At 70.9% G+C, this 26,092-nt stretch carries 20 protein-coding genes, 11 pseudogenes and 1 riboswitch; of the genes and pseudogenes, 13 read left to right on the forward strand and 18 right to left on the reverse strand.

The window, feature by feature from the left end; all coding sequences use genetic code 11:
* Positions 1 to 59: 59 nt before the first annotated feature.
* Together OG352_RS39475 and OG352_RS39480 are read right to left on the reverse strand one after the other, a co-directional pair.
* Positions 60 to 700, reverse strand: a pseudogene (locus OG352_RS39475) (transposase); the annotation flags it as partial.
* Positions 701 to 766: 66 nt separating this feature from the next.
* Positions 767 to 1,366: pseudogene (locus OG352_RS39480) on the reverse strand (5-methyltetrahydropteroyltriglutamate--homocysteine S-methyltransferase); the annotation flags it as partial.
* A riboswitch (cobalamin riboswitch) is annotated at positions 1,350 to 1,520 on the reverse strand. Its footprint overlaps the pseudogene before it by 17 nt.
* 450 nt (positions 1,521 to 1,970) lie before the next feature.
* Between OG352_RS39480 and OG352_RS39485 the strand changes: the two are divergent.
* The 11 genes and pseudogenes from OG352_RS39485 (at position 1,971) to OG352_RS39535 (ending at position 12,073) form a co-directional block, all read left to right on the forward strand.
* Positions 1,971 to 3,149, forward strand: coding sequence for a sensor histidine kinase (locus OG352_RS39485; RefSeq protein ID WP_329223614.1), 1,179 nt, complete (start codon positions 1,971 to 1,973; stop codon positions 3,147 to 3,149).
* Positions 3,124 to 3,792: a response regulator transcription factor gene (locus tag OG352_RS39490; RefSeq protein ID WP_329223616.1), complete on the forward strand. Its 669-nt coding sequence runs from the start codon at positions 3,124 to 3,126 to the stop codon at positions 3,790 to 3,792. Before OG352_RS39485 ends, OG352_RS39490 begins: the two co-directional genes overlap by 26 nt.
* A 38-nt stretch (positions 3,793 to 3,830) precedes the next feature.
* A complete protein-coding gene (locus OG352_RS39495) occupies positions 3,831 to 4,079 on the forward strand; it encodes a hypothetical protein (RefSeq protein WP_329223617.1) in 249 nt (82 codons plus the stop codon).
* Between the two features lie 119 nt (positions 4,080 to 4,198).
* Positions 4,199 to 4,414 carry a hypothetical protein gene (locus tag OG352_RS39500; protein ID WP_329223618.1) on the forward strand — a complete coding sequence of 72 codons (216 nt, stop codon included), beginning with the start codon at positions 4,199 to 4,201 and terminating at the stop codon, positions 4,412 to 4,414.
* Between the two features lie 5 nt (positions 4,415 to 4,419).
* The gene (locus OG352_RS39505) at positions 4,420 to 6,621 is read left to right on the forward strand and encodes an MMPL family transporter (RefSeq protein ID WP_329223619.1); all 2,202 of its coding nucleotides are present in this window, start codon (positions 4,420 to 4,422) and stop codon (positions 6,619 to 6,621) included.
* 595 nt (positions 6,622 to 7,216) lie between these two features.
* Positions 7,217 to 8,157 (forward strand): annotated as a pseudogene (locus tag OG352_RS39510) (ABC transporter ATP-binding protein).
* Between the two features lie 228 nt (positions 8,158 to 8,385).
* Positions 8,386 to 9,423, forward strand: coding sequence for an alpha-ketoacid dehydrogenase subunit beta (locus tag OG352_RS39515; RefSeq protein ID WP_329223621.1), 1,038 nt, complete (start codon positions 8,386 to 8,388; stop codon positions 9,421 to 9,423).
* Positions 9,424 to 9,594: 171 nt separating this feature from the next.
* Positions 9,595 to 9,813 (forward strand): annotated as a pseudogene (locus OG352_RS39520) (acyl-CoA dehydrogenase family protein); the annotation flags it as partial.
* Between the two features lie 412 nt (positions 9,814 to 10,225).
* A pseudogene (locus OG352_RS39525) lies at positions 10,226 to 10,735 on the forward strand (class I SAM-dependent methyltransferase); the annotation flags it as partial.
* Positions 10,732 to 11,343: a dTDP-4-dehydrorhamnose 3,5-epimerase family protein gene (locus tag OG352_RS39530; RefSeq protein WP_329224175.1), complete on the forward strand. Its 612-nt coding sequence runs from the start codon at positions 10,732 to 10,734 to the stop codon at positions 11,341 to 11,343. The pseudogene OG352_RS39525 and the gene OG352_RS39530, both read left to right, overlap by 4 nt.
* 127 nt (positions 11,344 to 11,470) lie before the next feature.
* The gene (locus OG352_RS39535; RefSeq protein WP_329224177.1) at positions 11,471 to 12,073 is read left to right on the forward strand and encodes a TetR/AcrR family transcriptional regulator; all 603 of its coding nucleotides are present in this window, start codon (positions 11,471 to 11,473) and stop codon (positions 12,071 to 12,073) included.
* Between the two features lie 16 nt (positions 12,074 to 12,089).
* Here the strand turns inward: OG352_RS39535 and OG352_RS39540 are convergent, their stop codons facing one another.
* The 4 genes and pseudogenes from OG352_RS39540 to OG352_RS39550 form a co-directional block, all read right to left on the reverse strand.
* On the reverse strand, positions 12,090 to 12,848 hold the full coding sequence (locus tag OG352_RS39540) for a response regulator transcription factor (protein ID WP_329223623.1): 759 nt from the start codon (positions 12,846 to 12,848) through the stop codon (positions 12,090 to 12,092).
* 172 nt (positions 12,849 to 13,020) lie between these two features.
* Positions 13,021 to 13,388 (reverse strand): annotated as a pseudogene (locus OG352_RS39545) (transposase); the annotation flags it as partial.
* Positions 13,384 to 13,593: pseudogene (locus OG352_RS40165) on the reverse strand (hypothetical protein); the annotation flags it as partial. The pseudogenes OG352_RS39545 and OG352_RS40165, both read right to left, overlap by 5 nt.
* Positions 13,594 to 13,833: 240 nt before the next feature.
* Positions 13,834 to 13,989 (reverse strand): hypothetical protein, encoded by a 156-nt coding sequence (locus tag OG352_RS39550; RefSeq protein WP_329224208.1) that lies wholly within the window; start codon positions 13,987 to 13,989, stop codon positions 13,834 to 13,836.
* Here OG352_RS39550 and OG352_RS39555 point away from each other — a divergent pair.
* Positions 13,970 to 14,167, forward strand: a pseudogene (locus OG352_RS39555) (transposase); the annotation flags it as partial. The gene OG352_RS39550 and the pseudogene OG352_RS39555 overlap by 20 nt on opposite strands.
* A gap of 42 nt (positions 14,168 to 14,209) precedes the next feature.
* On the opposite strand, the pseudogene OG352_RS39560 reads toward OG352_RS39555, so the two are convergent.
* The 5 genes and pseudogenes from OG352_RS39560 to OG352_RS39580 all read right to left on the reverse strand — a co-directional run.
* Positions 14,210 to 14,396: pseudogene (locus OG352_RS39560) on the reverse strand (helix-turn-helix domain-containing protein); the annotation flags it as partial.
* A gap of 120 nt (positions 14,397 to 14,516) precedes the next feature.
* Positions 14,517 to 15,059: an RICIN domain-containing protein gene (locus OG352_RS39565; protein WP_329223625.1), complete on the reverse strand. Its 543-nt coding sequence runs from the start codon at positions 15,057 to 15,059 to the stop codon at positions 14,517 to 14,519.
* A gap of 157 nt (positions 15,060 to 15,216) precedes the next feature.
* Positions 15,217 to 15,474: pseudogene (locus OG352_RS40170) on the reverse strand (IS701 family transposase); the annotation flags it as partial.
* A 59-nt stretch (positions 15,475 to 15,533) separates the two neighbouring features.
* The gene (istB, locus tag OG352_RS39575; RefSeq protein WP_329223629.1) at positions 15,534 to 16,307 is read right to left on the reverse strand and encodes an IS21-like element helper ATPase IstB; all 774 of its coding nucleotides are present in this window, start codon (positions 16,305 to 16,307) and stop codon (positions 15,534 to 15,536) included.
* Positions 16,307 to 17,119 carry a Mu transposase domain-containing protein gene (locus OG352_RS39580; RefSeq protein ID WP_329223631.1) on the reverse strand — a complete coding sequence of 271 codons (813 nt, stop codon included), beginning with the start codon at positions 17,117 to 17,119 and terminating at the stop codon, positions 16,307 to 16,309. The genes istB and OG352_RS39580 overlap by 1 nt, the downstream gene beginning before the upstream one ends.
* A 74-nt stretch (positions 17,120 to 17,193) precedes the next feature.
* Here OG352_RS39580 and OG352_RS39585 point away from each other — a divergent pair, with 74 nt between their 5' ends.
* Positions 17,194 to 17,445: a DUF5372 family protein gene (locus OG352_RS39585; protein WP_329223633.1), complete on the forward strand. Its 252-nt coding sequence runs from the start codon at positions 17,194 to 17,196 to the stop codon at positions 17,443 to 17,445.
* Positions 17,446 to 17,927: 482 nt separating this feature from the next.
* Here OG352_RS39585 and OG352_RS39590 read toward each other — a convergent pair.
* The 7 genes and pseudogenes from OG352_RS39590 to OG352_RS39620 all read right to left on the reverse strand — a co-directional run bounded on the left by OG352_RS39590 (position 17,928) and on the right by OG352_RS39620 (position 26,090).
* A protein-coding gene (locus OG352_RS39590; protein ID WP_443072116.1) for an IS5 family transposase occupies positions 17,928 to 18,913 on the reverse strand; the annotation gives its coding sequence in 2 pieces (ribosomal slippage) (positions 17,928 to 18,503 and positions 18,506 to 18,913; 984 coding nt in all).
* Positions 18,914 to 18,989: 76 nt separating this feature from the next.
* Positions 18,990 to 19,583: a DUF2220 domain-containing protein gene (locus OG352_RS39595; RefSeq protein ID WP_329223637.1), complete on the reverse strand. Its 594-nt coding sequence runs from the start codon at positions 19,581 to 19,583 to the stop codon at positions 18,990 to 18,992.
* A 15-nt stretch (positions 19,584 to 19,598) separates the two neighbouring features.
* A pseudogene (locus tag OG352_RS39600) lies at positions 19,599 to 20,093 on the reverse strand (DUF3322 domain-containing protein); the annotation flags it as partial.
* A 51-nt stretch (positions 20,094 to 20,144) separates the two neighbouring features.
* The gene (locus OG352_RS39605) at positions 20,145 to 21,014 is read right to left on the reverse strand and encodes a TniQ family protein (protein WP_329212969.1); all 870 of its coding nucleotides are present in this window, start codon (positions 21,012 to 21,014) and stop codon (positions 20,145 to 20,147) included.
* 59 nt (positions 21,015 to 21,073) lie between these two features.
* Positions 21,074 to 22,108: a TniB family NTP-binding protein gene (locus tag OG352_RS39610; protein WP_329212967.1), complete on the reverse strand. Its 1,035-nt coding sequence runs from the start codon at positions 22,106 to 22,108 to the stop codon at positions 21,074 to 21,076.
* A complete protein-coding gene (locus OG352_RS39615; protein ID WP_329212965.1) occupies positions 22,105 to 24,183 on the reverse strand; it encodes a transposase in 2,079 nt (692 codons plus the stop codon). The genes OG352_RS39610 and OG352_RS39615 overlap by 4 nt, the downstream gene beginning before the upstream one ends.
* Positions 24,177 to 26,090: a Mu transposase C-terminal domain-containing protein gene (locus OG352_RS39620; protein WP_329212963.1), complete on the reverse strand. Its 1,914-nt coding sequence runs from the start codon at positions 26,088 to 26,090 to the stop codon at positions 24,177 to 24,179. Before OG352_RS39620 ends, OG352_RS39615 begins: the two co-directional genes overlap by 7 nt.
* Positions 26,091 to 26,092 lie beyond the last annotated feature (2 nt).

Below are 26,092 nucleotides of genomic sequence, written 5' to 3' on the forward strand. Positions count from 1 at the left end.
GCCGGGTTCCACTTCACCGGTGTGGTGGTGCGGGTTGTCGGGACGGTCGAGGTGGCTGGTCAGATGGGGTTCGGGAGGCTGTGGAGCCTGTCGATCGCGTGGGTGATGACATCGATCCAGGGCCATCGGGCGGTGAAGCGGAGCCAGTGGCGGCGTCCGGTGTGCACGAGCTGGGCGGCGGCGGAGAACAGGCGCAGGCGGAGCTTCTTGGGTTCCCAGCGGCGGGTTTGGCCGGTCAGGGCGAGCATGGGCATCCAGGCGAGGAGGTCGAGTGCGAGGGAGACGATCTCCGGCCAGATCCGGTTCTGTGCGGTGTCGTGCAGGGGCAGGTTGCGCAGTCCGGTGTCGCGGGCGCCTCGGATGCGGTCCTCGCAGCGGGCCCGACGGCGATGACGTAGTTCGAGGTCGGCGAGCTGGCCGCCCTTTGATGTTGGTCGCGAAACAGGTCAGCCGCAGCCCGTCGAGGTCGGTGAACCGCAACTGGGCGCCGGGGTGCGGGCGTTCCTTGCGGACGGTCCGCCGCATCCCCTTCGGCCACGTGCTCAGGTCGGGCATGTCGGTGATCTCCGCGACCCAGGCACCCGGGCCGCTCGGTGCCGCCGGCGTCGTAGGCCGACGTCCACGCCGTCCTCGGGATCTTCAGCACCGCCTGGTGGATGGCGTCGGTGATGGTCATTCCGACGGAATACGACAACCGCCGGCCCGGCTCCAGCGAGGCGCGGGTCTCGGGCCAGCCGCGGGTCTTCAGCCCGCAGTCGGGGTTGACCCACAGCCGTTCGGCGGGAATCGCCTTCAGGCCGGTACGGAGCAGTTCGGCGGCTTCCTCGATGCTGGGCACCCGCGGGGAGTGGATGTCGTAGACGCCGGGTCCGGCCTCGCGCGGGTAGCCGTGGGCGGCGAGTCCGCGGGCGACCTGCATGTGGGAGCGGGCGGCCTCCAGGCTGATGACGTCGGCGTCGAGGTCGTCGATGGCCTGGACGATGTCGCCGAACTCGGCGTAGCACATGTGCGTGTGGACCTGTGTGTCCGGCCGTACTCCGCTCGTGCTGAGCCGGAACGCCTCCGTGGCCCACGCCAGGTAGGCCGGGCGGTCGGCGGCCCGTAGCGGGAGCGTCTCGCGCAGCGCGGGCTCGTCCACCTGGATCACCGAAGTCCCTGCGGCCTCAAGGTCGTTGACCTCGTCGCGCAGGGCGAGGGCCACCTGGCGGGCGGTGTCGCCGAGGGGCTGGTCGTCGCGGACGAAGGACCAGGCGAGCATGGTGACCGGTCCGGTGAGCATGCCCTTGACCGGGCGCTCGGTCAGAGACTGGGCATACGTCGTCCATCGCACGGTCATCGGCTCGGGCCGCGAGATGTCGCCGGCCAGGACCGGCGGGCGGACGTAGCGGGTGCCGTAGGACTGCACCCTGTTCACCGGGTCCAGTGCGTATGACGGCGGTCGTTCCCGCTCACCGCTGCGGGGCAGTCCCGGATTCCCACCGGGTTCCCTCTTGCGACGCATCCCGCCTGGCGGACGGGGCGAACCAGCTGCACCGGCCGGCCTACGGGCCCGCTCAGGGACACGGCGGGTGACGTCCACCATCCGGATGGTGAGGAGGACCATGCGGCGGGCGTGTGTGAAACAGGCCGAGGGCGGGAAACGCCGCACGCGCGCTTCCCGCCCTGGTGATGGGAAACCTGACCCTTCGTCACCTGTGATTACCCCTGCTCATCCCTACCGTGCTGGGATGGTGCTGGGACGGGATGAGGACGGCCGTGCTGGGTCGTGGCGACCGGCACGCAAAGTCGATCACGACTATGCCGGTGAGGCGGTCCTTGGTCCCTGCGTGCCGCGGGTCCCTGGCCGCCCGGTCAGGTAAGAACCGATGGGCGCGGACCCTTGCCCGTTGTGCCGGACCGGTTGCCCCACATTCCGCCCCCTTGCCTGCTCGGTGTCCACCGTGGATCGGCGGCACGGGCAGAATGGACGTGTGGCGCTCTTCGAACAGATCCGTGTCCGGCTGCCTCGTGGCGCCCGCGCCGATGCTGCGCTGGCCGGCGGGGTGTTCGTATTGGTGGCGTTTCCCGAGGGGAAGCTGTTGGGCCACGGCGGCGACCCGCTGCCTTCGCGGGTCGTGTCCTGGCTGCTGGTGATCGTGGTGTGTGGCGCGTTGCTCTTTCGGCGTCGGTATCCGGTGGCCGTGGGCTGGTTCACGGTGGTGGGCACGGGCGCCTACTACGTGCTGAGTGACGTCGACGGGCCGCTGGTTCTGGTTCCGATCGTGGCGCTGTACGCCATCGCGGCCCAGGGCCGGATGCAGGCGGCCATCGCCATGGCGGCGGCCATGGTGATCGGCGTGGGCGCGGCCACCCTCACGACCGCGAGCGATGTCACCGGTACGGCGGTGTTCATGCTCACTGGCTGGCTGGTCGCCGTCGTGGCTCTCGGCAGTGGGCGGCACGGCCGGCTGGCGTATGCCGAGGAGGAGGCGCGGCTGCGGGCGACCGAAGAACGGTTGCGCATCGCCCGCGAGCTGCACGATGTGATCGGGCACAACATTTCGATGATCAACGTACAGTCGGGCGCGGCCCTGCACCGTCTGAAGAAGGACCCTGCGCAGGCTGAGGCGGCGCTGAGCGCCATCAAGGCGGGTAGTCGGGACACGTTGCAGGAGTTGCGGGCCACCCTCGATGTGCTCCGCCGGGTTGACGAGGACGCGCCCAGGGCGCCCACGCCTGGGCTGGCCCGGGTGGACACGTTGGTGGGCTCGGCGAATCTCGCGGGGCTCGCGGTGCGGATCGAACGGACTGGGGCTGAGCGCGCGTTGCCTGCCCGAGTCGACCTGGCCGCGTACCGGATCGTGCAGGAATCACTGACCAACGTGGCTCGACACAGCGGCGCCGGACACGTCACGATCCGGCTCGCCTACGGGGACCGGGAGCTGACTGTGGCTGTCGAGGACGACGGCCGCATGACAGCCCGCCCGGCCAGGCCGGGCGGGGGCAGCGGCATCGCCGGCATGACGGAGCGGGCGCGGGCACTGGGGGGCGAACTCGCAGCGGGACCACGGCCGGAAGGCGGATTCGTTGTGCGGGCCCGGCTACCGTACGGGATCACAGGAGAGCGATGGAGCGGAGCAGCCGATGATCAGGGTCCTGCTGGTGGATGACCACTGGCTGGTGCGGGCCGGGTTCCGCTCGATCCTCGATGACGAGGACGACATAGAGGTGGTGGGCGAGGCCGGGGACGGGCAGACCGCGGTCTCGGTCTGCCGCGAGCTGAAGCCCGACGTGGTGTTGATGGACATCCGGATGCCGGGGACGGACGGTCTGGACGCCACCCGGATCATCACGGGGGATGAGCAGCTGGCAGCGGTGAGGGTGGTCATCCTGACGACCTTCGATCTCGACGAGTACGTGTACGGGGCGCTGCGCTCCGGGGCGACCGGCTTCCTGGTGAAGGACACCGAGCCGGAGGAACTGCTGCACGCGGTGCGGGTCGCCGCCCGCGGCGATGCCTTGATCAGCCCATCGGTCACCCGGCGGCTCATCGCCGACTTCGCGAGCCGGGTGAAGGGCCCGCAACCGGACCCCCGGCTCGATGTGCTCACCGGCCGTGAGCGCGAGGTCATGCGACTGGTCGCCGCGGGGCTCACGAACGACGAGATCGCCGAGCGGCTGGTGCTGCAACTGTCGACGGCGAAGACGCACGTCAGCCGCATTCTGACGAAGCTGGGTGCGCGGGACAGATCACAGGTCGTGGTGATGGCGTACGAATCTGGAATGGTCAGCCCCGGCTGGCTGGAGGACTAGGTAGTTCTTCCGCTCCCACCCGCACAGTCGTCCTGGCCATGGTGGTGGTGGCCGGCGTGGGCCTTCTGACCGGGAACCCCGTGTTCCTCCTCGGCCTGCTCGTGTTTCTTCCGGCGTTCGCCGCCGCTCTGTGCACCCCGCGCCAGACGGCGCTTGTCTGCCTCTGGGTGAGTGCTGTGGTCGGCGCCTTCCGCGAGGCCGCGCATCGCGAGCCGACGCTCACCGCGCGCACGAGGGAACCGTCACCACGCAGGAGGAGCATGTGCCGCTCTGCACCGACGGCCTGACCGGGGCCTGGGTGCCGTCCTACCTCCCGGGTACCGCGTCGCGTACATCCGCCGGGGTACGCCCAGTGTCCTCCCGGGACTGACGATTTGGACCTCGTCGCACAAGCACGATCAGGGGCATGAACGCATCTCCCTTTCCCGGACGGGTCACGACGGTGCTCGTGGGCGCTCTCGTCGGTGCTGCCGCCGGGATTCTGCTCGTCTCGGCCGCCGGGGCGCTGGCCTTGGAGATCGACGGCGTGTTCGCCATCCCGGCGATCGTCGTACCCATGGTGTGCGGCGTCGTAGTGGGCGCGTTCGTCATGCCCGGCAACTCACGTTCGAATTCGAGGTAGTCACCATGTCTCCCACCAGCGGCGCAGCCGCGCCCCTTGCTCCACCCGCACCATCGGGTCGGCCGCGTGCAGGCCGGTTCGGCGCCCTCGCCGGTTGGGCGCAGCGTCACCGCTGGGCCGCCGTGCTGATCTGGGTGGTCGTCCTGGCCGCAGTCACTTTGGGGTCGATGGCGGCGGGCTCCGGGTACAAGAACGACTTCTCCCTGCCGGGCACCGATTCCCAGGCCGCCACCGACCTGTACACGAAGCACGGTTCCGCACAGGCCGGCGACAGCGTCGAGATCGTCCTGAAGGACGGTCAGGGCATCGCCGGCCGCAAGGCCGCCGTCGAGGACATGCTGGCCGAGGTGAAGGGCCTGCCCGGCGTCGCCGACGTACGCAGCCCGTACGCCGACGCCTCCGCCGTGTCGAAGGACGGCACGATCGGCTACGCCACCGTGACGCTCGACGGCAAGGTCGAGGCCGTACCCAAGGCGGACGTAGCCAAGATCATCGACACCGCCAAGGCTGCCGAGACGGACGGGCTCCAGGTCGAGCTCGGCGGCGAAGCCGTGCGCGGCGCCGAGGACAAGGAGGCCCCGACCGCCGAACTCGCGGGCATCGCGGCCGCCGTGATCATCCTCGGGCTGCTGTTCGGCTCCCTGGTGGCGGCGGCCGTGCCGCTGATCACGGCCCTGTTCGCGGTCGGCGCGGCCGCCGGCCTGATCGGCCTCGCCTCGCACGTCTTCACCATCGCCGACTTCACTCCGCCCATCACGATGCTCGTCGGACTCGGCGTCGGCATCGACTACGCCCTGCTGATCTTCTACCGCTACCGGCACGAACTCATCGACGGCGCCGAGCCGGCCGAAGCCGGCCGCAAGGCCCTGGACGCCGCAGGGCGCACGGTGTTCTTCGCCGGCTGCACCGTGATCATCGCCCTGTTGGGCCTAGTCGCGCTCGGCCTCGGCTCGCTGCAGGGTGTGGCCCTCTCCCTGGCGCTGACCGTGCTGACCACGATGGCAGCCTCGCTGGTGCTGCTGCCCGCACTGCTGGCGTTCTTCGGCAAGCGCATCCAGCGCCACGTACTGAAGCACGCGGCCACGGCCAAGGGCAAGGTCGAAGGCCGCCGTTGGCGGACGTTGGCCGCTGCCGTGCAGCGCCGTCCGCTGCCGGCGCTCCTGGTCGCCGTCTTCGCCCTGCTGGCCCTGTCGGCACCGGCGCTCGGCATGCGGCTCGGTTTCGCCGACGCGGGCAACGACGCGAAGGCCACGACCTCCCGCCAGGCGTACGACCTGCTCGCCGAGGGCTTCGGCCCGGGCTTCAACGGTCCGCTGATCGTCCTGGCACAGGGCGACGAGGCCGCCGGCCAGGCCGTCTCCGCCGAGCTGGCCAAGACCGAAGGCGTGGCCGAGGCCAGCCCTGCCATGCGCTCCGACGGCGGCGGCCTGTCCACGGTGTTCGTCTACCCGAAGACGGCACCGCAGGACAAGGGCACCGCTGACCTCGTGCACCAGCTGCGCGACGACGTGGCCCCGGAGCTGGAGCGCGCCACCGGCGCGAAGATCCTGGTCGGCGGCGCAATCGCCGGCTCGCAGGACTTCGCGGACACGGTCGCCATGCGGCTGCCGCTGTTCGTCGCCGTCGTGGTCGGACTTTCGTCGCTGCTGCTGATGCTCGTTTTCCGGTCGCTGCTGATCCCGCTCAAGGCGGCCCTGCTGAACCTGCTGTCGATCTCGGCCGCGCTCGGCGCCATGGTCCTGGTGTTCCAGCACGGCTTGTTCGGGGTGCAGCCGGGGCCGATCGAAGCCTTCCTGCCCGTGCTGATCTTCGCGATCGTGTTCGGGCTGTCCATGGACTACGAGGTGTTTCTGGTCGGACGGATCCATGAGGAGTGGGAGCGTACGAAGGACCACTCACTCGCGGTACGGGAGGGACTGGCCACCACCGGCAAGGTGATCACGGCGGCCGGGGCGATCATGATCGTGGTGTTCGGCGCCTTCATGCTGAGCGCCGACCGGTTGCTCCAGCAGTTCGGTCTCGGCCTCGCCGTGGCGATCCTGGTGGACGCGCTGGTCATCCGCTGCCTGATGGTTCCGGCCATCATGCAGCTGATGGGCAAGTGGGCCTGGTGGCTGCCCGCCCCGCTCGCCCGACGGCTGCCCAAGGTGACGCTCGAAGCCCCGGCGGAAAGCCCACCAGCGCCCAGGGAGACGGCCGCTCTCTGATCGGCAGATTGCCATGATCGCCGCCACACGTTGATCAGGCGGCGCCCATCCCACGCGCGGGGCTCGGCCGGACAGCGTCCGAGCCCCGCGCGTGGACGTAGTCGTACACACCCGCAACTGGGCGCCGTGCGCTCTCGGCGACACGGACATCGGGTGGTGGCCGCGTCGGGCGAGTTTCCCGCCGTCGCGCTCGTGCGCGATGACTGCCGTGCCGCGATCGGTACGTTTCCGCCGGTACCGACGAGGTCGGGTCCTGCGGTTTCCGACCGTGTGGCTCCTGCGGCGGCGCCGGCTCCCAGGGTCGGCCCAAGGAGCCGCCCTCACAGCCTGAACGACACACCACGGTGTCCGTCGAACCGGAGCAAGCCCACACCCGGCACCCTCGGGGTGTTCACCGCGAACACGAAGGTCGTCCTGCTGCTGGCGGTGGCGGTGGCGGTGGCGGTGGCGGTGGCGACTGGTACCGCAGTACCAGTGGCCTCTCGAAGAGTCGCCCGCAGTCCCACTGATTCAGTCTTTCCCGCCCATAACTTCGAAGGTAGACGTCACGGCGCTTCCGTGACCGTTGTCGGAGTGGAGAAAAAGGGTGACCTCGATGATCGAAGCGCAAGAACTGACCAAGCGCTACGGCGACAAGACGGTCGTGGACCGGCTGAGCTTCACCGTCAAACCCGGTGAGGTGACCGGCTTCCTCGGCCCCAACGGCGCGGGCAAGTCGACGACCATGCGCATGATCGTCGGTCTGGACGCCCCTACCGCGGGCTCCGTCACGGTCAATGGCCGCGCCTACGCCGAGCACCCGGCGCCGCTGCACGAGATCGGGACCCTGCTGGACGCCAAGTCCGTCCACCCGGGGCGCAGCGCGCGTGGCCATCTGATGGCGCTGGCGCACACGCACGGTATTGCGCGCAGCCGGGTGGACGAGATGATCGAGCTGGCCGGGCTGACCAGTGTGGCCGGCAAGCGGGGGTGGGTGCCTTCTCGCTCGGCATGGGGCAACGGCTCGGCATCGCCGCGGCGCTCCTGGGCGATCCGGAGGTCGTCATGCTGGACGAACCGGTCAACGGCCTGGATCCGGAGGGCGTGCTGTGGGTGCGCAACCTCCTTCGCGGGCTCGCCGACGAGGGCCGGGCGGTCATGCTCTCCTCGCACCTGATGACCGAGATGGCGCTGATCGCCGACCACTTGATCGTCGTCGGCCGCGGACGGCTGCTCGCGGACACCACGCTGGACGACTTCACACAGACGGCCGGCGCGGGTGGAGTGAAGGTCGTCACCGACCAGGCGGAGCGGTTGCGCCCGCTCATCGCCGGTCCGGATGTGGCGATCACCTCCGACTCCGCCATGGAACTGGTGGTCTCCAGGCGCACCGCCCGGGAGATCGGAATGATCGCCGCCTCTCACGCGGTGCCGCTGTACGAGCTGACCCCGCAGGCCGCCTCCCTGGAGACGGCCTTCATGGACCTCACCCGCGACGCCGTGGAGTACCACAGCGCACCCGCCGACAACGCGGACACCGACCGGAGGGCGGCATGATGACCACCTCTTCGCTTTCCGTGACCCCTGCGCCCGCGACGTCGGTGCGCAAGGTGACGACCCGCGGGGTCGTGCGCTCGGAGTGGCTCAAGTTCGGAGGAGACCAGGGAGGCGGTGGCCCGCGCCAGGGCGCTGCCCTTCCCGCCGGTCGAGGGACTGCTGGACGGCGCGTACCTGCCGTCGCCGGCCCGCTGACCGCCGTACACGCTTCGGGAGAGGAGAACGGACATGCGCACCCTGACGTACGGACAGGCCATCAGCGAGGCCACCGTGCAGTGCATGGAACTGGACGAGCGGATCTTCGTGGCCGGGGAAGGGGTGGACGACGTGGGCGGCACCTTCGGTACGACGAAGGACGCCTACGCGCGGTTCGGCCCCGGGCGGGTGATCGATATGCCCAACTCGGAGAACGCGACGGCCGGCTTCGCCATCGGGGCGGCCGCCGCCGGGCTCCGGCCGCTCCTGGTGCACCTGCGGGCGGACTTCATGTTCCTCGCGCTGGATCCGCTGGTGAACCTCGCCGCGAAGTGGCGTTACACGTACGGCGGTGACAAGGGCGGCGTCCCGGTGGTGTCGCGCGGTGTCGTGGGGCGCGGCTGGGGCCAGGGGGCGACCCACTCGCAGAGCCCGCACGCGACCTTCGCGCACTACGCCGGCCTGCACGTGGCGACCCCCGCGTCCCCGGCGGACGCCAAGGGCCTGCTGGTGCAGGCGCTGCGCGGGGACACACCGGTGGTGCTGATCGAGAACCGCAACCTCTACCCGCTGACCGGCGAGGTGCCGCGGGAGGCGGTCCCGGTGCCGTTCGGCGTGGGCCGCATCGCCAGGGCCGGCACCGACGTCACCGTGGTGGCGGCGTCGCTGATGGTCCACGAGGCCGAGCGCGCGGCGGAGCAGCTGGCGCCGCGCGGCGTCAGCGTCGAGGTGGTGGACGTGCGCAGCCTGCGGCCCCTGGACGAGGGGATCATCTGCGAGTCGGTGGCGCGGACGGGACGGCTGGTGGTCGCCGACACCAGCTGGGCGCGGTACGGCTTCGCCGCGGAAGTGGCGGCGGTGGTCGCCGAGAACGTGCCGCGGGCGCTCCTCGCGCCGGTGCGGCGGGTGACCCTTCCGGACAGCCCCGCGCCGGTGTCCCGGCCGCTGGAGGAGGCGTTCCACCCGGGGGCCGGCGCCATCGTGGACGCGTGCCTGACGGTGTGCGGGCAGAAGCGGGGCGACCTGCCCGCGCTGGCGGACGCCGCCGCCGGGTTCCACGGGCCCTTCTGAGCGTGGACCAGCCACGCGGGCCAGGCCGACCACTACAACCTGTTCTGCCGCACCGGGGGCCAGGGAGTGCGCGGCCTGTCGGTCCTGCTCGCCGACGCCGCCACCGAGGGCCTGCGGGTGCAGCGGCCGGAACGGAAACTGGCGGGGCACTCCTCACCGACCGCCGCGGTGGTGCTCGACGGGGCACGGGTACCGCGAGAGCGGCTCGTCGGCCGCCCCGGCAAGGGGTTCCTGATCGCCACCGGCCTGTTCGACCGGGGGCGCCTGGGTATCGCCGCCTGCGCGGTCGGACTGGCGTCCGCCGCCCTGGACCACGCGGTCGCCTACACCAAGACCCGGCGGCAGTTCGGCCGCCCGGTGATCGACTTCCAGGGCCTGGGCTTCATGCTCGCGGACATGTCCACCCAGGTCGCCGCCGCCTCCGGCACCGCGCACGACACGGCCCGCGGCGACCGCGACCGTGCCCTCACCACCCGGGCCGGCCTCTTCCCGGTCGACCCGGCGCACGGCACCGGCATGCCCGCCGCCCAAGCGGCCTGCAACGTGGGAGGCATGGGGTCCCACTGGTTCGGGGCCTGCCCGCGCCCGGACGCCTCCGAACGGACCGACCTGATCGCCCCCGCCGTCCTCGACGACGCCCTCACCCGGGCCGAGGAACTGCTCCAGGTGTCCGCCGCCCAGTTCGCCGGGTCCGCCTTCGCCGGCCACGTGCGGCACGTCCTGGGCGCGGCCCTCGACGACGGACGCGCGCCCGGCCGGCGGGTACAGCCCATGCCCATGGCCGTCGCCCACACCCCCCAGGGCCCTGCGCAGCATCTACGAGCCCTACAACTCCCTGCGCCGCGTCATCGGCTTCGACACCTTCCAGGGCTTCCCCGGCATCGCCCAGGTGGACAAGGCGACCCCCAGCGCGGTGCCCGGCCGGTTCGCCGTGCCGGAGGGCGAGGTGGAGCACCTGCGGGAGGTCCTCGCCGCCCACGAGGCCGCCGAGCCCTTCGGCCACACCCAGCGGTCCTTCGTCGTCCAGGGCGACGTCCGCGAGACGGTCCCGCGCTACCTGGAGGAGAACCCCGAGACGGTCATCGCGCTGGCCTACTTCGACCTGGACCTCTACCAGCCCACCAAGGAACTCCTGACGGCGATCCGCCCCCATCTGACGAAGGGCAGCATCCTGGCCTTCGACGAACTGGCCCACCCGAAGTGGCCGGGGGAGACCACTGCGCTGCGCGAGGTGTTCGGCCTCGACCACGCCGCGCTGCGCCAGTTGCCCGGCCGGGAGCCGCCGGTCATCTACATGAAGTGGGGCGAGTGAACGCCCCGGCCGTCCGCGAGCTGAAGGTGGCGGGCGCGTTCGAGTTCACCCCCACGGTGTTCCCGGACGAGAGGGGCGTGTTCGTGGACGCCTTCCAGCGGCGGTCCTTCGTCGGGGCGACCGGGCACCCGTTCGTCGTGGCGCAGGCCAGCCAGAGCCGCTCCCGCCGGGGCGTGGTGCGGGGGGTCCACTTCACGGCGGCCCCGCCCGGCATGGCCAAGTACGTGCACTGCACCGGGGGCCGGGCACTCGACCTTGTCGTGGACCTCCGCGTCGGATCGCCGACGTTCGGCCAGTGGGACACCGTCCTGCTCGACCAGGAGCACTCCCGGTCGACGTACCTCCCGGTCGGCGTCGGCCACGCGTTCCAGGCGCTGGAGGACGACACCACGATGCTGTACCTGATGTCCGGCGACTACCGACCGGCCGTCGAGCACGCGGTCTCACCGCTGGACCCGGAGCTGGACCTGCCGCTGGACCTCCCCGGGGAGGCCGTCCTGTCGCCGCGGGACCGGGACGCCCCCACCCTGGCGGAGGCGCTGCGGTTGGGTATCCTGCCCGACTACCGCGCCTGCCTCGCCCTTGAGGAGCGCCTGGGGCGCCAATGAGGGTGGAATTCCGCACCGGCGCCCGCTTACGGGAATGAGTCGGCATACCCGCCTTCCGGCTCGGTACACCTAGAAGCCTAGATATACTAGGCTTCTATTATGGGGCTAGGAAGGGCTGGTGCGTGATATGGGAGTGCATGCAGGTCTGACGGTCGACCGGATCACCCGGGCCGCAGCCGAGCTGGCCGACCAAGTCGGTATTGAAAAGGTCTCGATCTCGGCGCTCGCCCGAACGTTCGGAGTGAAGGACGCCAGTTTCTATTCGCATGTCAAGAATCTCCAGGAGATTCGCACCCGGGTGGCCATCCTGGCGTCGGGGGAGATGAACGAGTGCATTGGCACCGCGATCGCCGGGCGGTCCGGCGGCGAGGCGCTCGCCGCCTTCGCCGACGCCTATCGCAGTTACGCGCTGAGCCACCCGGGCCGGTACGCGGCGACCCAGTTGCGACTCGATCCGTCGAAGATCGCCGACACCACGGCCTTCGCCCGCAGTGTGGAGTTGACCTATGCAGTGATGCGCCACTACGGCCTGGAGGAGCCCGACCTGACCGACGCGGCCCGGCTGCTGCGCAGCACCTTCCACGGTTACATCAGCATCGAGGCCACCGGCGGCTTCAATCACCCGCGCGGAGTGGAACGCTCCTGGCGCAAGGCCGTCTCGTCCCTGCACACGATGCTGGAGCAGTGGCCGCGTACGGAAGAAGAGGCCGAAACCGCCGCCGTGAACTGAAGGACGGACGACCTGTTCAGGCCGGCACCGCGAATTCACCGGCGGGGTGGTTTTCCAACATCGCTCCGGCAATTCCCGACTCATAGGCGAGAATGACGGCGTCGACCCGGTTGCGCAGGTCCAGTTTGTGGCAGACACGATTGAAGTAGGATTTCACCGTTCCCTCGGACAGCACCAACGCATCGGATATCTGCTGGTTGGTGAGTCCGCGCGCCACCAGGCGAAAGACCTGCCTTTCCCTCGGGGTGAGCAGGGAGAGGCCCGCGTGCGGCTGCCGGGGCGCCGGCCGGTGCGAGTCGCGCAGCGCGTCGAGCATCTGGCCCACGATGTCCGGGCCCACGGTGATCCCGCCGGCCGCTACCTCGCGCACCGCGGAGAGGACCTCCTGCGGGCACTGCCCCTCGCGGAGGAAGCCGCGCACCCCGGCACGGGCGGCACCGAGGACCCAGCTCCCCTCGGTAACGGCCCCGGACACGATGAGCACGACGCCGCAGGGACGGGAGGACTCCCTGGCCAGCCGGTGCACCACCTCCAGGGCGTCCGGCCCGGGCAGGGCGGCGTCCATCAGGACCAGGCCGGGCCGGCGCTCGCGGGCAAGCCGCAGCAAGCCGTGGCCGTCGTCCGCCTCGCCCACCGTCCGGAACCCGCCGACGCCGTCGAGGGCGGCCCGCAGCCGCCCGCGCGCCGCCGGCTCCGCCGCGAGCAGCAGCGTCGTGGCGGCGTCCGCCCGGACGTGCCGCCCGCGCGGCTGCCCCGCTGCCTGCTGCCCGCCCACGTACGCTCCTCCCGCTCGCCGTCGCACCCGCACCCCACCAGCCTGCCGCGGCGTTCTGGAGGCGAAATTGTGCCGGGATGGAGTGCCGCTGCGGCGTAGCTGACGTGGTTGCTTATTGATCTTGGTTGTGGCCTGGGGCCTTCCCCCGTGAAGGTGGGCACGCGGTTATTGATCACGCGGCGAGCGTGAGTTTAGCGGTGTGGTGTCGGTGTTCGTATTCGTTGGGGCTGAGGTGGCCGTTGGCGGAGTGCCGGCGGCGGGTGTTGTAGCGGGTCAGCCAGGCAAATACCGTCTTTCTGCAGGTGCCGGCGTCGCGGTAGTCGCGAGCGCCCTGGAGGGTCTCGCGCTTCAGGGACGCGTGGAAACTCTCGCAGGCCGCGTTGTCCGCGCTGGTGCCGACCGCGCCCATCGACCGGGTCACCCCGAGCTGGTCGCAGAGGTCGGCGAAGGCCCGGGAGCCTACTGGGCCCCGTGGTCGGAGTGGAACACGGCGCCGTCCAGGCCGCTGCGGGTCGAGGCTGCCATCCGCAGTGCGTCCGTGCGGGGGACGGGCGTGCCTGGCTGCCGTGCCGGCCGGCCGCGCGCGTGCGGAGGCCAGCAGGGTGTCGGGTACGACGGCTGTGTTGGTGGTGGCGGCCGCGCAGGCGGCGCAGGCATCCGCGAGGCGCCACACGCGGCCGCTGCGGTCGCAGGTCAGCGCCAGGAGCACGGGGCCGGCGCAGCCGCGATGACGCGGGTCCGATCTGATCCGTGCCGTCGAACGGGCGTGCCCCAGGCGTCGTCCGGGGCGGGAGCGGGGCACGCTGCAGCACTTACTCCAGCACCGCCGAGTGTCACCCCTTCCCTAGCAAATAGTGCAGAGGTCTGCACTGACACGGCAGCTGTAGATGTGGCTGCGTCGTGAGTTGAGGCTGGTCAGCGGGATGGCGGGGTGCCTGCGGGCATGAGTACGGCCACCTTGATCATGAACGTTTGTGACGACGTTTCAGAACCAGGTGGCCGCGGAGGCCACGATAGCCGAGCAGACATGGACGGCGGCGTTGGGGGCGGTGAACGAGGAGATCGCGGACTGCTTCGAGCGCCGTGAACCACGCGCTGTGGTCCGGGAGATGACCGAGGCGATGCTGATGGAGCTGGACACGCGGAACTGCTGGACGCTTGCCGAGGCCCTCGGCCACCGCGGGCCGCACCGGCTGCAGCACCTGCTCTCCCGTGCCGCCGTCGACCATGATCTGGCCCGGGACCGGATCGCCGCCTGGGCGGCCGGTGAACTCGCCGATCCGGACGCGGTGCTGATCGTGGACGAGACCGGGGACGAGAAGTCCTCCACGGACTGCGTCGGCGCGGCCCGCCAATACTCCGGAGCGGTGCGGGCGACTCGAACGGTCGCTCATGCCGGCCTCGCCAAGGAGGCGGTAACGCTCTGCCCAGCGTTGGGCCGTGGTCGGCGAGACCTGGAAGCGCTCCGCGGCCCGGTGCAAAGGCCAGGTCGCAGCGGGCCAGGCGCAGGCGCCCGGTCTCGGTCAGAGGTGCATTACGGTGGGACACGAGGGCCTTCCGGTCGGTGTAGACGTCGCAATCCACACCGAACCCGGAAGGCCCTCATCTGTTCAAGATCCCTCAGCCGAGATTTCGCTCACCTGTCCACAACCTCCCCGGACAGAACACCTAGGACTCGAAGTGCCAGAGCTTTGCGCTACTGGTGCTGCAGTCGCCGATCACGATGCTGGTGCCGTTCGCAGACGTATTGGGAAAGAGTGCCAGGCATTCGCCAAGGAGGCCGGAACCCAGCTGAAGGTGACCGGCGAGCCCCGAGGCCTGCAACCTCCACCATTGGCCAGGCTTTGATGCGTCGCACGGCTGTTGGTCGACGCCCCAGTTGGCCTTGACGTTCATGCAGAAGCCGCTGCCCTTGTTCGTAAGCGTGAAGAAGCCGTCGTGACCGACATCCGTCGGCGCCCACCACTGGTTGTCGTCGCCGTCGCAGGACCACTCGTGGATGAGAGTGCCGATCCTGTCACGCCCGTTACCGTCCACTTCGGCGCACTTGTCGGCATGGTCGTTGACGACCTCGAAGAATCCGCCGTCCATTGGAAGCACCGCGACCGGCGCCTTGGCTTCGGCGGCCTGGGCCGGGCTGGCCAGCCCGCCACCGCCGACGACCAGAGCGGCGCAGGCGACGACGGCGCCCAGTACGCTTCGACTCTTCATTTCTCTCCCTCGAACTCTCGTATGCATCTACTTCCTCCCGATTCCGTGGAGGTGCTTGGAGACAGCGTGGTGCGCCAAAAGCCGCCTGTCGCGCTTTGTCCCACTCAGCGGACCGGAACGGCCCCAATGATGACTGCACGGCTGCTGTAGTTCTTGATCACGGTTGGTCGTGACGGTGGTGTCGTTGCTGGTGGCAGGCGGTCGCGACGGCTTGGTGATGGCGTCGCCAGGCCGTCCAGTGCAGGACGTGCTCGCGGTCGCGGACGGGTGGCGGCAGCACGAGGGCTCGCAGGAGCCGGATGAGCTCGGGGCAGCTCAGCGGGACGAGCGCGGGCTGGTCCTCGGCAGCGTCGTGGACGGCGGTGGCCGTGAGGGCAAGGACGGCGGCGGCGATCAGGGAGAACAGTTGTGGACGCTTTCGTATTTCCCCAGGGGAAAGTTCGCGTAATTCCCTACCCTCTCGTCTCGTCGGTGTCATTTGACGGAGGGCTTGCCGGGCTTGCTGGTGGGGTTCTTGGGCCGCTTGTTCGGGCGGTAGCTGGGTCCGTTCATGATGACTTGGTGGCTGGTGTTGATCAGCCGGTCCAGGAGGGACTCGGCGACGACGGGGTTGGGGAAGAGCGGATACCAGTCGCTGGGCGCCCGGTTGCTGGTGATGGTCAGGGACCGGCCCTGCCGCTCGGAGACGAGTTCGTAGAGGTCGTCGGCCTGGGCTGCGCCGAGTTGGCGCATCGCGAAGTCGTCGAGGATGAGCACGTCGGGACGTACCAGCTCACGCAGGCGTTTGTCCCAGGTGCGGTCCGCGTGGCCGCCGGCCAGTTCGGCGAGGATCCGGCTGGTCTTGGCGAAGCGGACATGGGCGCCCTGGCGGACCGCGAGGTGCCCGAGGGCCTGGGCGACGTGTGTCTTGCCGACCCCGACGGGACCGAACAGGATGACCGACTCGCCGGCGTGCAGCCAGCGCAGGGCGCCGAGGTCGCGGATCTGGGCGGCGGGCAGTTTCGAGGAGGCGGTGAAGTCGAACTCTTCCAGGGTGACCTGCTGCTCGAACTTCGCCCGGTTCAGGCGCCGTTGGAAGGCGACGGTCTCGCGGCGGGTGATCTCGTCCTGGCAGAGGACCTGGAGGAAGTCGAGGTGGCCGAGCTCGCCGCCGTGGGCCTGGGCGAGGCGGGCATCGAGGGTTTCCAGCATTCCCGAGAGCCGCAGCGACTTCAGCGACTCGCGCAGGGCGGTGTCCATCACGCTCATCAGATGCTTCCCTCAGCTTCGCCGTGGACCTGGTCGTCGCGGAGCTCGTCCGCCGTGTCGGGGGGTGTCGCGGAGGCGAACAGTCGCTTCGGTCCGTGGAGGAAGGCCGCGGCTCCCGCATCGCCGCTGGTCTCGGGCTCGGGGTCGGTCTCGGTGCCGGCGATCAGGATGCCTTTGATGGTGCGGTCGGACGGGTCGCCGACCGCGATCGCCCTCGCGCAGGCGGCTTCCAGGCGTGTCTCGCCGTACTTCTTGCGCAGTCCGAGGACCCCCTGGGCGGCGCGGAGCCGGTAGAGCGCGTTGACCTCCAGCAGCTGGTCGACGACCTCGCGGCAGGCGTCGCCGATCTCGGACGCCTGGGTGCGGCACCAGATGGGCGTCTTCATCTGGAAGGCGATCTTCTCCGGCGGGTAGTCGCTCCTGTCGGTGCGTTTGCCCTGCTCAAGTGCCGCGTGAGTCTTGACCAGTTCACCGTCGAGGAAGACCTGGACCATCGTGGCGGTGGAGCGGACGTCGACCTTTCGGCCGATCAGTTTCCAGGGCACCGAGTAGAGGGTGCGGCCGACCTTGATGTGGATGTCCGGGCCGACCGTCGCGGTCGACCAGCGGGCCAGGACGAACGGGGTGGGCGGCAGCGGCAGCAGTGTCTCCGCCTCCAGGGCCCCGAAGACCGCCATCGGGGCGGCTCCGCCCAGCGGTCGGCATGGCCGTTGGCCTGCGACGTTCTGGGCCCAGGTGACGGCCTCGGTCTGCATGTGCTCGATCGAGGTGAACTCCCGCCCGCGCCAGAACGAGTCGCGGATGTAGGGCATGGGCCGTTCCACCCTGGGCTTGTCGCGAGTCGTCAACTGCACCCGATCAGCACGGTCCGCCCGGAGTTGTGCGGGTGACGCACCCGTTCCATCCCTGGTCCGGGCGGGAGTTCGTGTTCGTTGACCGACGCCGGACCTGGGACGAGGACCGGGTCGCCTTCCAGGACGAGGACGGGCAGTTGGCTTCACTGCCGGCGGCCTGGACGGATATTGATCCGGTCGATCCGTTCGTCACGATGGCCGCGGGCCGGTGCCCGTTCCGTGTGGAGGACCTCCTGGCCGTCGCCGGGCTGATCGACGCTCTCCGAGTACGGGCGTCGGGATGATGATGCCGGGAGCGTCGTCTGATCCATGCCCGGCAGGACAGCCGGGGTGATCAGCAGCGCGCGGAGGTAGCCAGCCGGAGCACTCCTGATCTGCTGTGGCGTAGCTGACGCGTTTGCTTATTGATCTTGGTTGTGGGCTGGTGTTGCTCAATTGTGTTGAGCGGTAGGTCTGTTCCGTGGGTGGGGTTTACGCGGAGTCGAGTGTCCGGCGCCGGAGGATATGTGGGCTGAGCTGGCTGTTTGGTGCTGCTCAGTGAGCTGAGTGGGGCAGCGGTTTTTGCTCAGCATGGTTGGCGCGCCTATAGGTACCGGTGCTGGCCGGTCTTGTGGGGCTGGGGCGGCAAGGGGTGTCACGGAACTGCGGACCACCCGGCCGGCCGGACGGACGCGGGCGTGGTCTCGCCCTTGACCACGGTCCTGGTCTGCGGCCGCCGGTGTTCTCGGCCTTGGGTGTCATTCCTAGGTCCTGTCTGGAGTTCGGATCACGAGTGTGGTGCGATGCTGCGGAGCCAGAGCATCGCACCACACAGGTGCAGTCCGGCCTCGTAGCTCTCCGGGGTCTTGTCGTACCGGGTAGCGATGCCGCGCCAGTTCCGCAGCCGGTTGATGCACCGTTCCACGGTGTTGCGCTCTTTGTAGAGTGTCGCGTCGTGCGAGACCGGCCGGCCGCCGGCGCTGCCACGCTTCTTGCGGTTCGCGGCCTGGTCGACCTTCTCCGGGATCACGGCTCGGATCCCGCGTCGTCGCAGGTAGCGGCGGTTGTGTCGGGACGAGTACGCCTTGTCCGCGGCCACCGCATCCGGCCGGGTCCGCGGGCGCCCGATCGGGCCGCGCACCTTTACCCGTTCCAGGACCGGGGCGAACTGCGGACTGTCGCCGGCCTGCCCGGGCGTGAGGACGAACGCAAGCGGGCGACAGCGTCGGTCAGCCGCCACATGGATCTTGCTCGTCAGTCCGCCCCGGGAACGCCCCAGCTCGGCGGCTTTCAAGCGGGCCCGGTGTCGTCGGCGGACCCGTCGCCGCTCGACGCGCGCCTCATCCTCGGCCTGTCCGTCTTGCGTTCTTTGCTCCTTGTCCTCGCCCCCTTTTCGGCCTCGACGGCCAGTTCCAAGGCCGCCAGCTGCTCGGAGTCCAGGGCCATCCCGGCGGCGTGATGGTGGGCCCGGGCGGTCGCCGAGTCCACGCTGACCAGGCCCAAGTCGGCCTGGCCGCGGGCGGCGGCCTCGGCGATCACTGTTTGCATCAGGTCCTGGAAAACGCCCCGCGTCGCCCAGATCCGGAAGCGGTCGTAGGCGCTCTGCCAGGGCCCGAACTCGGCCGGCAGGTCACGCCAGGGGCTACCGGTCCGGAACCGCCACATCACCGCGTTGAAATGTTTCCGCAGGTCAGGGATGGGCCCAACCGCGGCAATCGGGAGATGGGGCTCGATCAGGGCCCACTGCTCATCGGTGAGATCGCCTCGCGCCATGACTGACGGCCTATCAAGACCGAGCCCTCGCGCGCAGGCGATCTGCCGAACTCGTGATCCGAACTCCAGACAGGACCTAGTGCCGTGTCAGCGCCTCTCGCACGGCGGTGATGGCGATGCGTTCCTGCTCCAGGCGCAGGTGTGGTCGGTAGGTGCCGGCCCGCAGGTCTTGGTCGAGGCGGGCCTCCTCGGGGGTGAGGTGTGTCAGGCCGCCGCGTGCCTGTGTCTTCTCCTGGCCCCAGTGGGACTCGTGGGCGAGGAGGGTGGCGCGGTCCATGAGCAGTGACGTGGTGTGCGGGAAACGTCCGCGGACCTGGTCGAGGATGGCGAAGCCATGGGTGTCGATGTCGCCCCAGTAACAGAGGTCGACATCGTCGAGCCAGGGCAGATGACGCAGCAGGGCGGCGGCGTATCCGGAGCCGAGGATGGCGACGGCGTCGGGGACCGGCGGCAGTGAGAGGTAGGTGATCTCGTTCTCGAGGACGAAGACGGTGCGCACCCCCGGGGACCAGCCGGCCAGTTCCTCGGCGCGGACGGCGAGTTCGCTGAAGGGCAGGGGAGAGGCGCCGAGGTAGCGCAGGCGGATGTAGACGGGCTTGGTGCGGAAGCCGTACCGCGCGACGAGATCGCTTCTCGGTGCGCTGGTGTCGACGCGGCTCTCGGGGAGCACACAGTCGAGGAGTTCGGCGAGGATTCCCTTGTTGGTCTCGATGAACTTGGTGTCCACTCCGGGGACGTCGATCTCGCGCAGGTAGACAGCCTCGGTGTCGTGGTCGCGGATCCAGCACGTGGTGCGCACGAGCCGGTGCCAGTCTGCGGCGTGGGCGAGGACCTTCATGGGGTGGTCGGCCATCCACCGTGCGATGCCGGGATCCTGGTGGGTGGTCTGTTCGTGCAGGGTGTGGAAGTGGTCGACCTGGGTGGTGACGCGGAGCAGTGTCCAGAGGCGGTCGCGGGTGTCGACCCAGGCTCGGGCCGGGACGGTGTTCGAGGGGGTGCCGTTGCGGCCTCCGATGGATTTGGTCTGGATGCGCAGATGCGGGTGTCGGCTGGGGGCCCAGGATTGGGCCCAGGTGAGTGCCTGCTCGTAATGCTGCAGAGCATCGGCCGCGGTCGGGCCCTTCAGTGGCACTCCGATGGGTTCGAAGGGGTGTCCGCCCGCGGCGGCGGTGAGGTAGCGGCCGCTGGTCCATCCGGTTGAACCGCAGCCCTTTGATGTAGCTGAGCAGGGTCAGTGGGTGGTCAGGCGTTTCCAGAGCAGGTCGTGGTCGGCGGGTGCGAGGCGTGACAGTTGGAGGCGGCCGGCGAGTTGGTGGAGGAAGGTGGTCTGCTGGGTGCGGGTCATGGGGTGAGGGGGCAGGCGGTCAAGAGCCGCGGCGAGGGTGAGGGTCTCCGGGTAGGTGATCAGCTCGCGGCAGGTCAGGGCCGGAGACGGCGGACCTGGGGACATGCGGGGGTTGGCGGCGGTAAGCCGGTGCAGGCGTGTGTGCCAGCGTTCGTGTACGTGCTGTTGGTGGTCGTACCAGCGTGTCGTGATCGTCGATGCCCAGCTCAGGGAGACCGGTGTCGCCGGGCGGCGCGCGCGAAGGTGGGCTTGGGTGAGTTCGGGGACAGCTCGGATGTCGAGGGGTCCGGGATGCCGGGGGTCGCTGGAGGCCTGCTGGTGGCGGGTGCAGATCATGGTCCGGGGCAGGCCCGGCGACGGGTGGATCCACGCGGAGGCTGCTGTGTGCGGGCTGCGGCGGATGGTGCAGGCGGTACACGCCGGTAATGGCTGCAGGGCGATCTCGACCGTGTGCCAGTGGGCGGTGGCCGTGCCGTGCGCGCCGGTGTGGGCCGACGAGGGCGCGGGCGGGCGCAGATGGGGCAGGGCACGGGTGAGGTGCGTGAGGGGGATGCGTGTGAAGCCGGACAGGCGGCGGGCGGCTTCGGCGCTGAGGCGGATCTCGGCGGCGGGCGGGGCGTGCTCGGTGCCGGTGGCAGTGATGCCGTGGCCGTCGAGGAGCTGGGCGGGGCTGAGGCGGTAGGTGGTGGCGAGGCGGGTGAGGTAGGAGGCGGTGGCTTCGCCGGGCAGCGGCCGTACGCGTAGCGGGCCGGGCACGGATGGCCACATGGTGGCGGCCTGCACCGGGGGTGATGGCCTGGTTGCGGCCGGGGAGGTCACCGGCTGCTGGGGCGGGTGCGGCGGCGGGCGGGGTTGCGGGGCCGGTAGTGCTCTTCGGCGAGGTGGTCGAGCGCGATGCCGTCCAGCAGACCTTTGGTGATGCGTTCGCTGCTGTCGAGGATGGCTTCGATGGCCGCTTGGCGGATCAGGCGGGAGAGGCTGCCGATGCGTCCGGCGGTCCGTTCGTGCAGGTAGGAGGCCAGCTTCGGCAGGCTGCCCGCCCGGTGGGCGTGCAGGTCGAGGGCCTGCTCAAGGGAGGCGATCAGCTCCCGGAACGGCTCCCGCTCGCCGGCCCGCGCGGGCAGCGCCCCGCAGTCGATCAGGGAGGCGCGCCCGGCCAGCTGCGCGCCGCGCACCCCGGTGAACACGGCGCTGTCGGTGACGTCGATGCCCGCGTAGACGAACGTGGCCCGCACGCGTTCGGTGAGGTCTTTGAGCCAGTCGGCGGCCTCGGCGCCGCTGGAGGTGCGCGGGTTGAGCCGGTGGATCTCGTCGATCAGCGCGAGCTTGACCCCGGCCGCGGTGTAGGTGTGGCAGACGGCGGTCGTGATCTGTGTGGTGGTCATGCGGGTGGTGACGGGGATGCCGAGGTAGCGGGCGAACTCCCCGGCCAGTGTCTTGGCGGTGGCGCCGGGCGGCACCAGCACGTAGGCGACGGGCACGCTGTCGTCGCCCGGGGCGGCGCGGCGGGTGTGGGCCAGGTGGCAGGTGCGGCCCACTTCGAGCAGCGCGGTCGTCTTGCCGGTCGTGGCGGGCCCGGTGACGATCAGGGACGGGCGTGCGGTGACGCTCTGGTGGCGGCCGAGGATCATCAGGGTGCGCACACTGCGCGAGAGGGTTTCGATGGCCGGGGTGCGCACGGTGACGAACTGTGAGTGGTAGGCAAGGCGTTCCTCCGGCGAGCGGGGTGCCTGGCCCGGCTGCGGCGGTGTGGGCGGTGCGGTGGCGGCGAACCGGGCGAAGGCGTCGAAGGTGGTGACTGTCCCTGCGGACGTCTCCTCGGCGGGGGGCGTGGTGTCGGGGCTGGTCACCAGTGTTCGGCCTCCTCGAAGGCGTTGTACAGCGCGTATCGGCCCGCGGGCGGGGAGAGTTCATCGCTGTCGGCAGGATTGCCGTCAGCGTCAGGGGCGTCGACGGCGTCGGGACTGTCCTCGGCCTCCGCGTCGCCGTCCGCCGTCTGCGGGCTCGCCGCTCCCGCCGCCGCTGGGGCGGGTGCGCCGTGGCCGGGCAAGGGGCGGGCGCGGCGCAGAACATGGTCGGCGGCCTCGGCCAGGGCGGCCTCGTGGTGTTCGCGGTCGCCGCGCCGGTTCAGGGCGGCGCGGATGTGACGCCATGCGGTCTCGCCCATGGGGGCGTGGACGTGGTCGCGATGGATCCACGGGACCTCGTGCAGGAGCCCGTCGGGCAGGCGGATATAGATCTGTCGCACGTCGTGCGGGTTGAGGTGGACCTCCCACCCGCCTCCGGGCCCGGTGAGGGAGGACCGGCCGCGGTGCTCATTCAGGCAGGCATGGTCGTAGGTGCGGTAGTTGATACGGATGCCGCGGCCGGTTATGGGGTGGAACCGCACGGGCAGCAGTTCCAGGTAGTCGGCGCCGGCCAGCGGCAGCGGCACGTACCCGGACGCGCCCAGCAGCGCGCCCCACATCTCGTTCGGGGTGAGGGCCTTCTTCGGCAGGACCGGATGGCGCAGGCCCTCGTGGGGGCGGTGCTGCCAGCGGGCGGTGATCCACTCGTCCAGCAGCTCCTGCAACTGGGCCACGGTGAACCGCGCTTCGTCCTCCACCGCCTCGCCGCGCTCCAGGATGTGGGAGCCGGTGTAGCCGGCGATGTGCTGGGCGACGAGCGTGTTGATACTGCCGAAGGTCCGCTCGACGGCGCCTTTGGCGGCCGGCGAGCGGGGCGGCGTCGGCTGCACGCTCACCCCCAGGGTCTCGCAGGCGGCCAGGAACGCGGCGGAGACGAAGATGGCCCCGCGGTCGATGACGATCGTCTCCGGCACCACCACCGGCCGCGCCGCCGCCTGCTCCAGCCGGTCGTCCAGGGCGAGCAGCCGGTCGTAGGGGACGGCGGCGTGGGCCAGGCGCAGATGGCCGGGCCAGCCGGGCCGTGCGGGATGGGGCACGGCCATCTCCGCCAGCAGCAGCGCCGCGTCCACGGCCTTGGTGCCCTCCTCACGCAGCACGGCCGCCACCACGGAGCGGGTCGCCACATCGAGAGCGATCGTCAGCTCCGGGCGCACCGGCTTCCCGTCCTCGCCGACGGCCATCACGTCCAGGCGGGTGGTGTCGACCTGGACCAGCTCGCCCGGCCGCAGCGCCACCGTCGGCGTGTACGGCCGTACCGGCGTGGTGGTGGCGGTGCGGGCCGGCCGTCCGGGATGCTCCAGAGGATCGGCGATCACGCGCACCAGCCGGTTGAACGTCGACGGCGCAGGCAACTCGACCGCGCCCGGCCCGTGGGTGTCGGCCAGGATCTGCCCGGTCAGCTCCCGCAGCCCTTTCAGCGTGCCGGTGGAGCGGCCGCGCTGGCGGCGCAGCGCCTCCAGCACGGCGGTCACCACCCGTTCATCGGCCCGCCCTGTCGCACGCGACGGCTTGCGGCGGGGGATCAGCCCGAGCAGGCCGCTCGCGTGGTAGCGGGCGCGCATGCGGCGCACAGTGGCCCGGCTGACCTGCGGCCAGCCCAGCCGGGCGAGTTCGTCGGCCTTGGCCTGTTCCCGCTCGGCCATCGACCGCCGTGCCGGGTCGTATTCGGGCCGGGGCGTCCCGCCGCTTGCCGGGCCGCCGGGCAGCCCGGTCTCGACCTCGCGGATGTGCCGCTGCCAGGCCAGGGCCCGCTCGCGCTCCCGCTCGGGCACCGACTCCAGCAGCCCCCACGGCGGCACCGCGGCGGCAGGGGAGTCCACCACGGCGAAGGCGGGGTCGGCGAACAGGAAAGAGGCGAGCACGGAGGCGGTCTGCCCGTGATCGTCGACGAGGCGCACCGACGCCCCGGCCACGGCGGCCACCTGCCAGGCGCGGCCCTCGAACGTCACGTACGCCCCCAGCTTCACCTGCCTGTGCCGGGCGCCGGCCACCGGGCGGCCGCCGTGTGCGCTCACCACAGCTCGGCCTCCGCCCGCGGGTCGTACACCCCAAACCCGCCGGTGTCCCGGGCAATGTGACCACCGGCACCGCCACCATCAGCGTCGTGCACCGTCATGGCGCCGGCGATCCCTTCCACGGCCGCGACGTCTGCGGTGCGCCCTGCCGCACCGGAGCCGTCCCTCGTCTCGATGCTCGGCTGTGCGCCCGCGCCGCGGCGCGCAAGGACGCCGCCGGTGCGGCGCCGGACCATCTCGTCGAACGGGTGCAGGGTGTGCTCGCCCTGTGCCCACCCGACCGCGTGGAGCAGGCCGTCGGGCAGCCGGACGAAGACCTGCCGCGGGTCGTGGGGATGGTGGTGGACCTCCCACCGCTGGCCGCGGCCGCGGTGTTCGTCCAGACACGCATCGTCGTAGCGGCGCCCGCCCAGCCGGATCCCGGAATCAGTGAGGGCGCACCGGCGCGCCGGCAGCAGTTCGCCGTAGTGCTTCCCGGCCAGCGGCAGCGGCACCATCCCGGCCACGCCCAGCAGCACCTCCCACATCTCCTTGGGGGCGAGCCCCGCCCGGGGCAGCAGCGGATGGCGCAGCTGCTCCTGGGGGCGCTGGTGCCACCTGACGGTGATCCATTCGTCCAGCAGGTCCTGCAGCTGCGGCATGCTCCAGTACGCCCCGACCGCCTGTCCCGCTCCGTATGCCTCTTCCGCCGTGGTGGCGTGCCGCGCGAACAGGCCGGCGAGGACCTCCAGCGTGCGCACGGCGCCGCGCTTTGCGCCCGCCGTCCGCAGCGGGGCCGGCTCCAGGCTGATGCCCAGGCTCTCGCACACGGCCAGGACAGCGGAGGTGACGGCGGCTGTGGACTGGTCGACGATGAGCGTCTCGGGCACGGCCGCCGGACGCGCCGCCGTGGCCTCGATCCGTTCAGGGAGTGACACCAGCCGCCGGGCAGGCCCGCCCGCATGGGCCTGCTCCAGCAGGGCCGGCCAGCCCGGGCGCTGAGGCCTGGGCACGGCCATCTCGGCCAGCAGCACCGACAACTGAACCGGCCCGTCCTGGGGCGGGTGCAGCACGGCGGCCAGCACGCAGCCGCTCGCCGCATCCAGTGCCGCCGTCACCGCCACCGGCACCACACCCCCGTCCTCGCCCACCGCCCTCAGACCCAGGCGGGCGGTGGCGATGTCGACCCGCTCGGCGGGCCGCAGCGCAGGCGGCGGGCCGCCCGAGCGGGCCGGGCCGGTGGCGGTGCGCGCCGCACTGCCCGGCGGCTCGGCCGGATCCGCCAGCGCCTTCACCAGCCGGTACAGCGACGAGCGGCCGGGCAGCTTCACCCGGGCCGGCCCGTGGGTGTCCGCCACGATCTGTTCGGCCAGCTCGATGATCTGCAGAGTGGTGGTCTTCGACCGGCCGCGGCGCCGGCGCAAGGCCTCCAGCACGGCGGCCACCACCCGCTCGTCGGTACGCCCGGTCGCCGATCCGGTGCGCAGGTGGCGCTTGTCGACCAGCCCCCACAGCCCCTGCCGCTGGTAGACCAGCCGCATCCGCTGCACCGTGGTCCGGCTGGCCCTGGCCCAGCCCAGCGCCGCCAGTTCACGCGCCTTGACCTCTTCCCGCTCGGCGAGGGTGAAGCGCCGCGGGTCGTATTCGGGCCGGGGCGCGCCGCCTACCGGGCCGCCGGGCAGCCCGGTCTCGACCTCGCGGATGTGCCGCAGCCAGGCCAGGGCCCGCTCCTGCGCGGCCAGCGGCACCGTCTCCCACAGCGCCGGGGCCGGCGGCTCCGTGGGACCGGTCACCGAGAAGCCGGGCGCGGACACCAGACGGACGGCCAGCACACACCCGGTGGCCCCGTCCTCGGCGACGAGGTACACCCGCCCGTCGACCAGACCGGTCACCTGCCAGGCGCGGCCCTCGAACGTGACCTGAGCGCCCACCT

Source organism: Streptomyces sp. NBC_01485 (assembly GCF_036227125.1).
Taxonomy (GTDB): Bacteria; Actinomycetota; Actinomycetes; order Streptomycetales; family Streptomycetaceae; genus Streptomyces.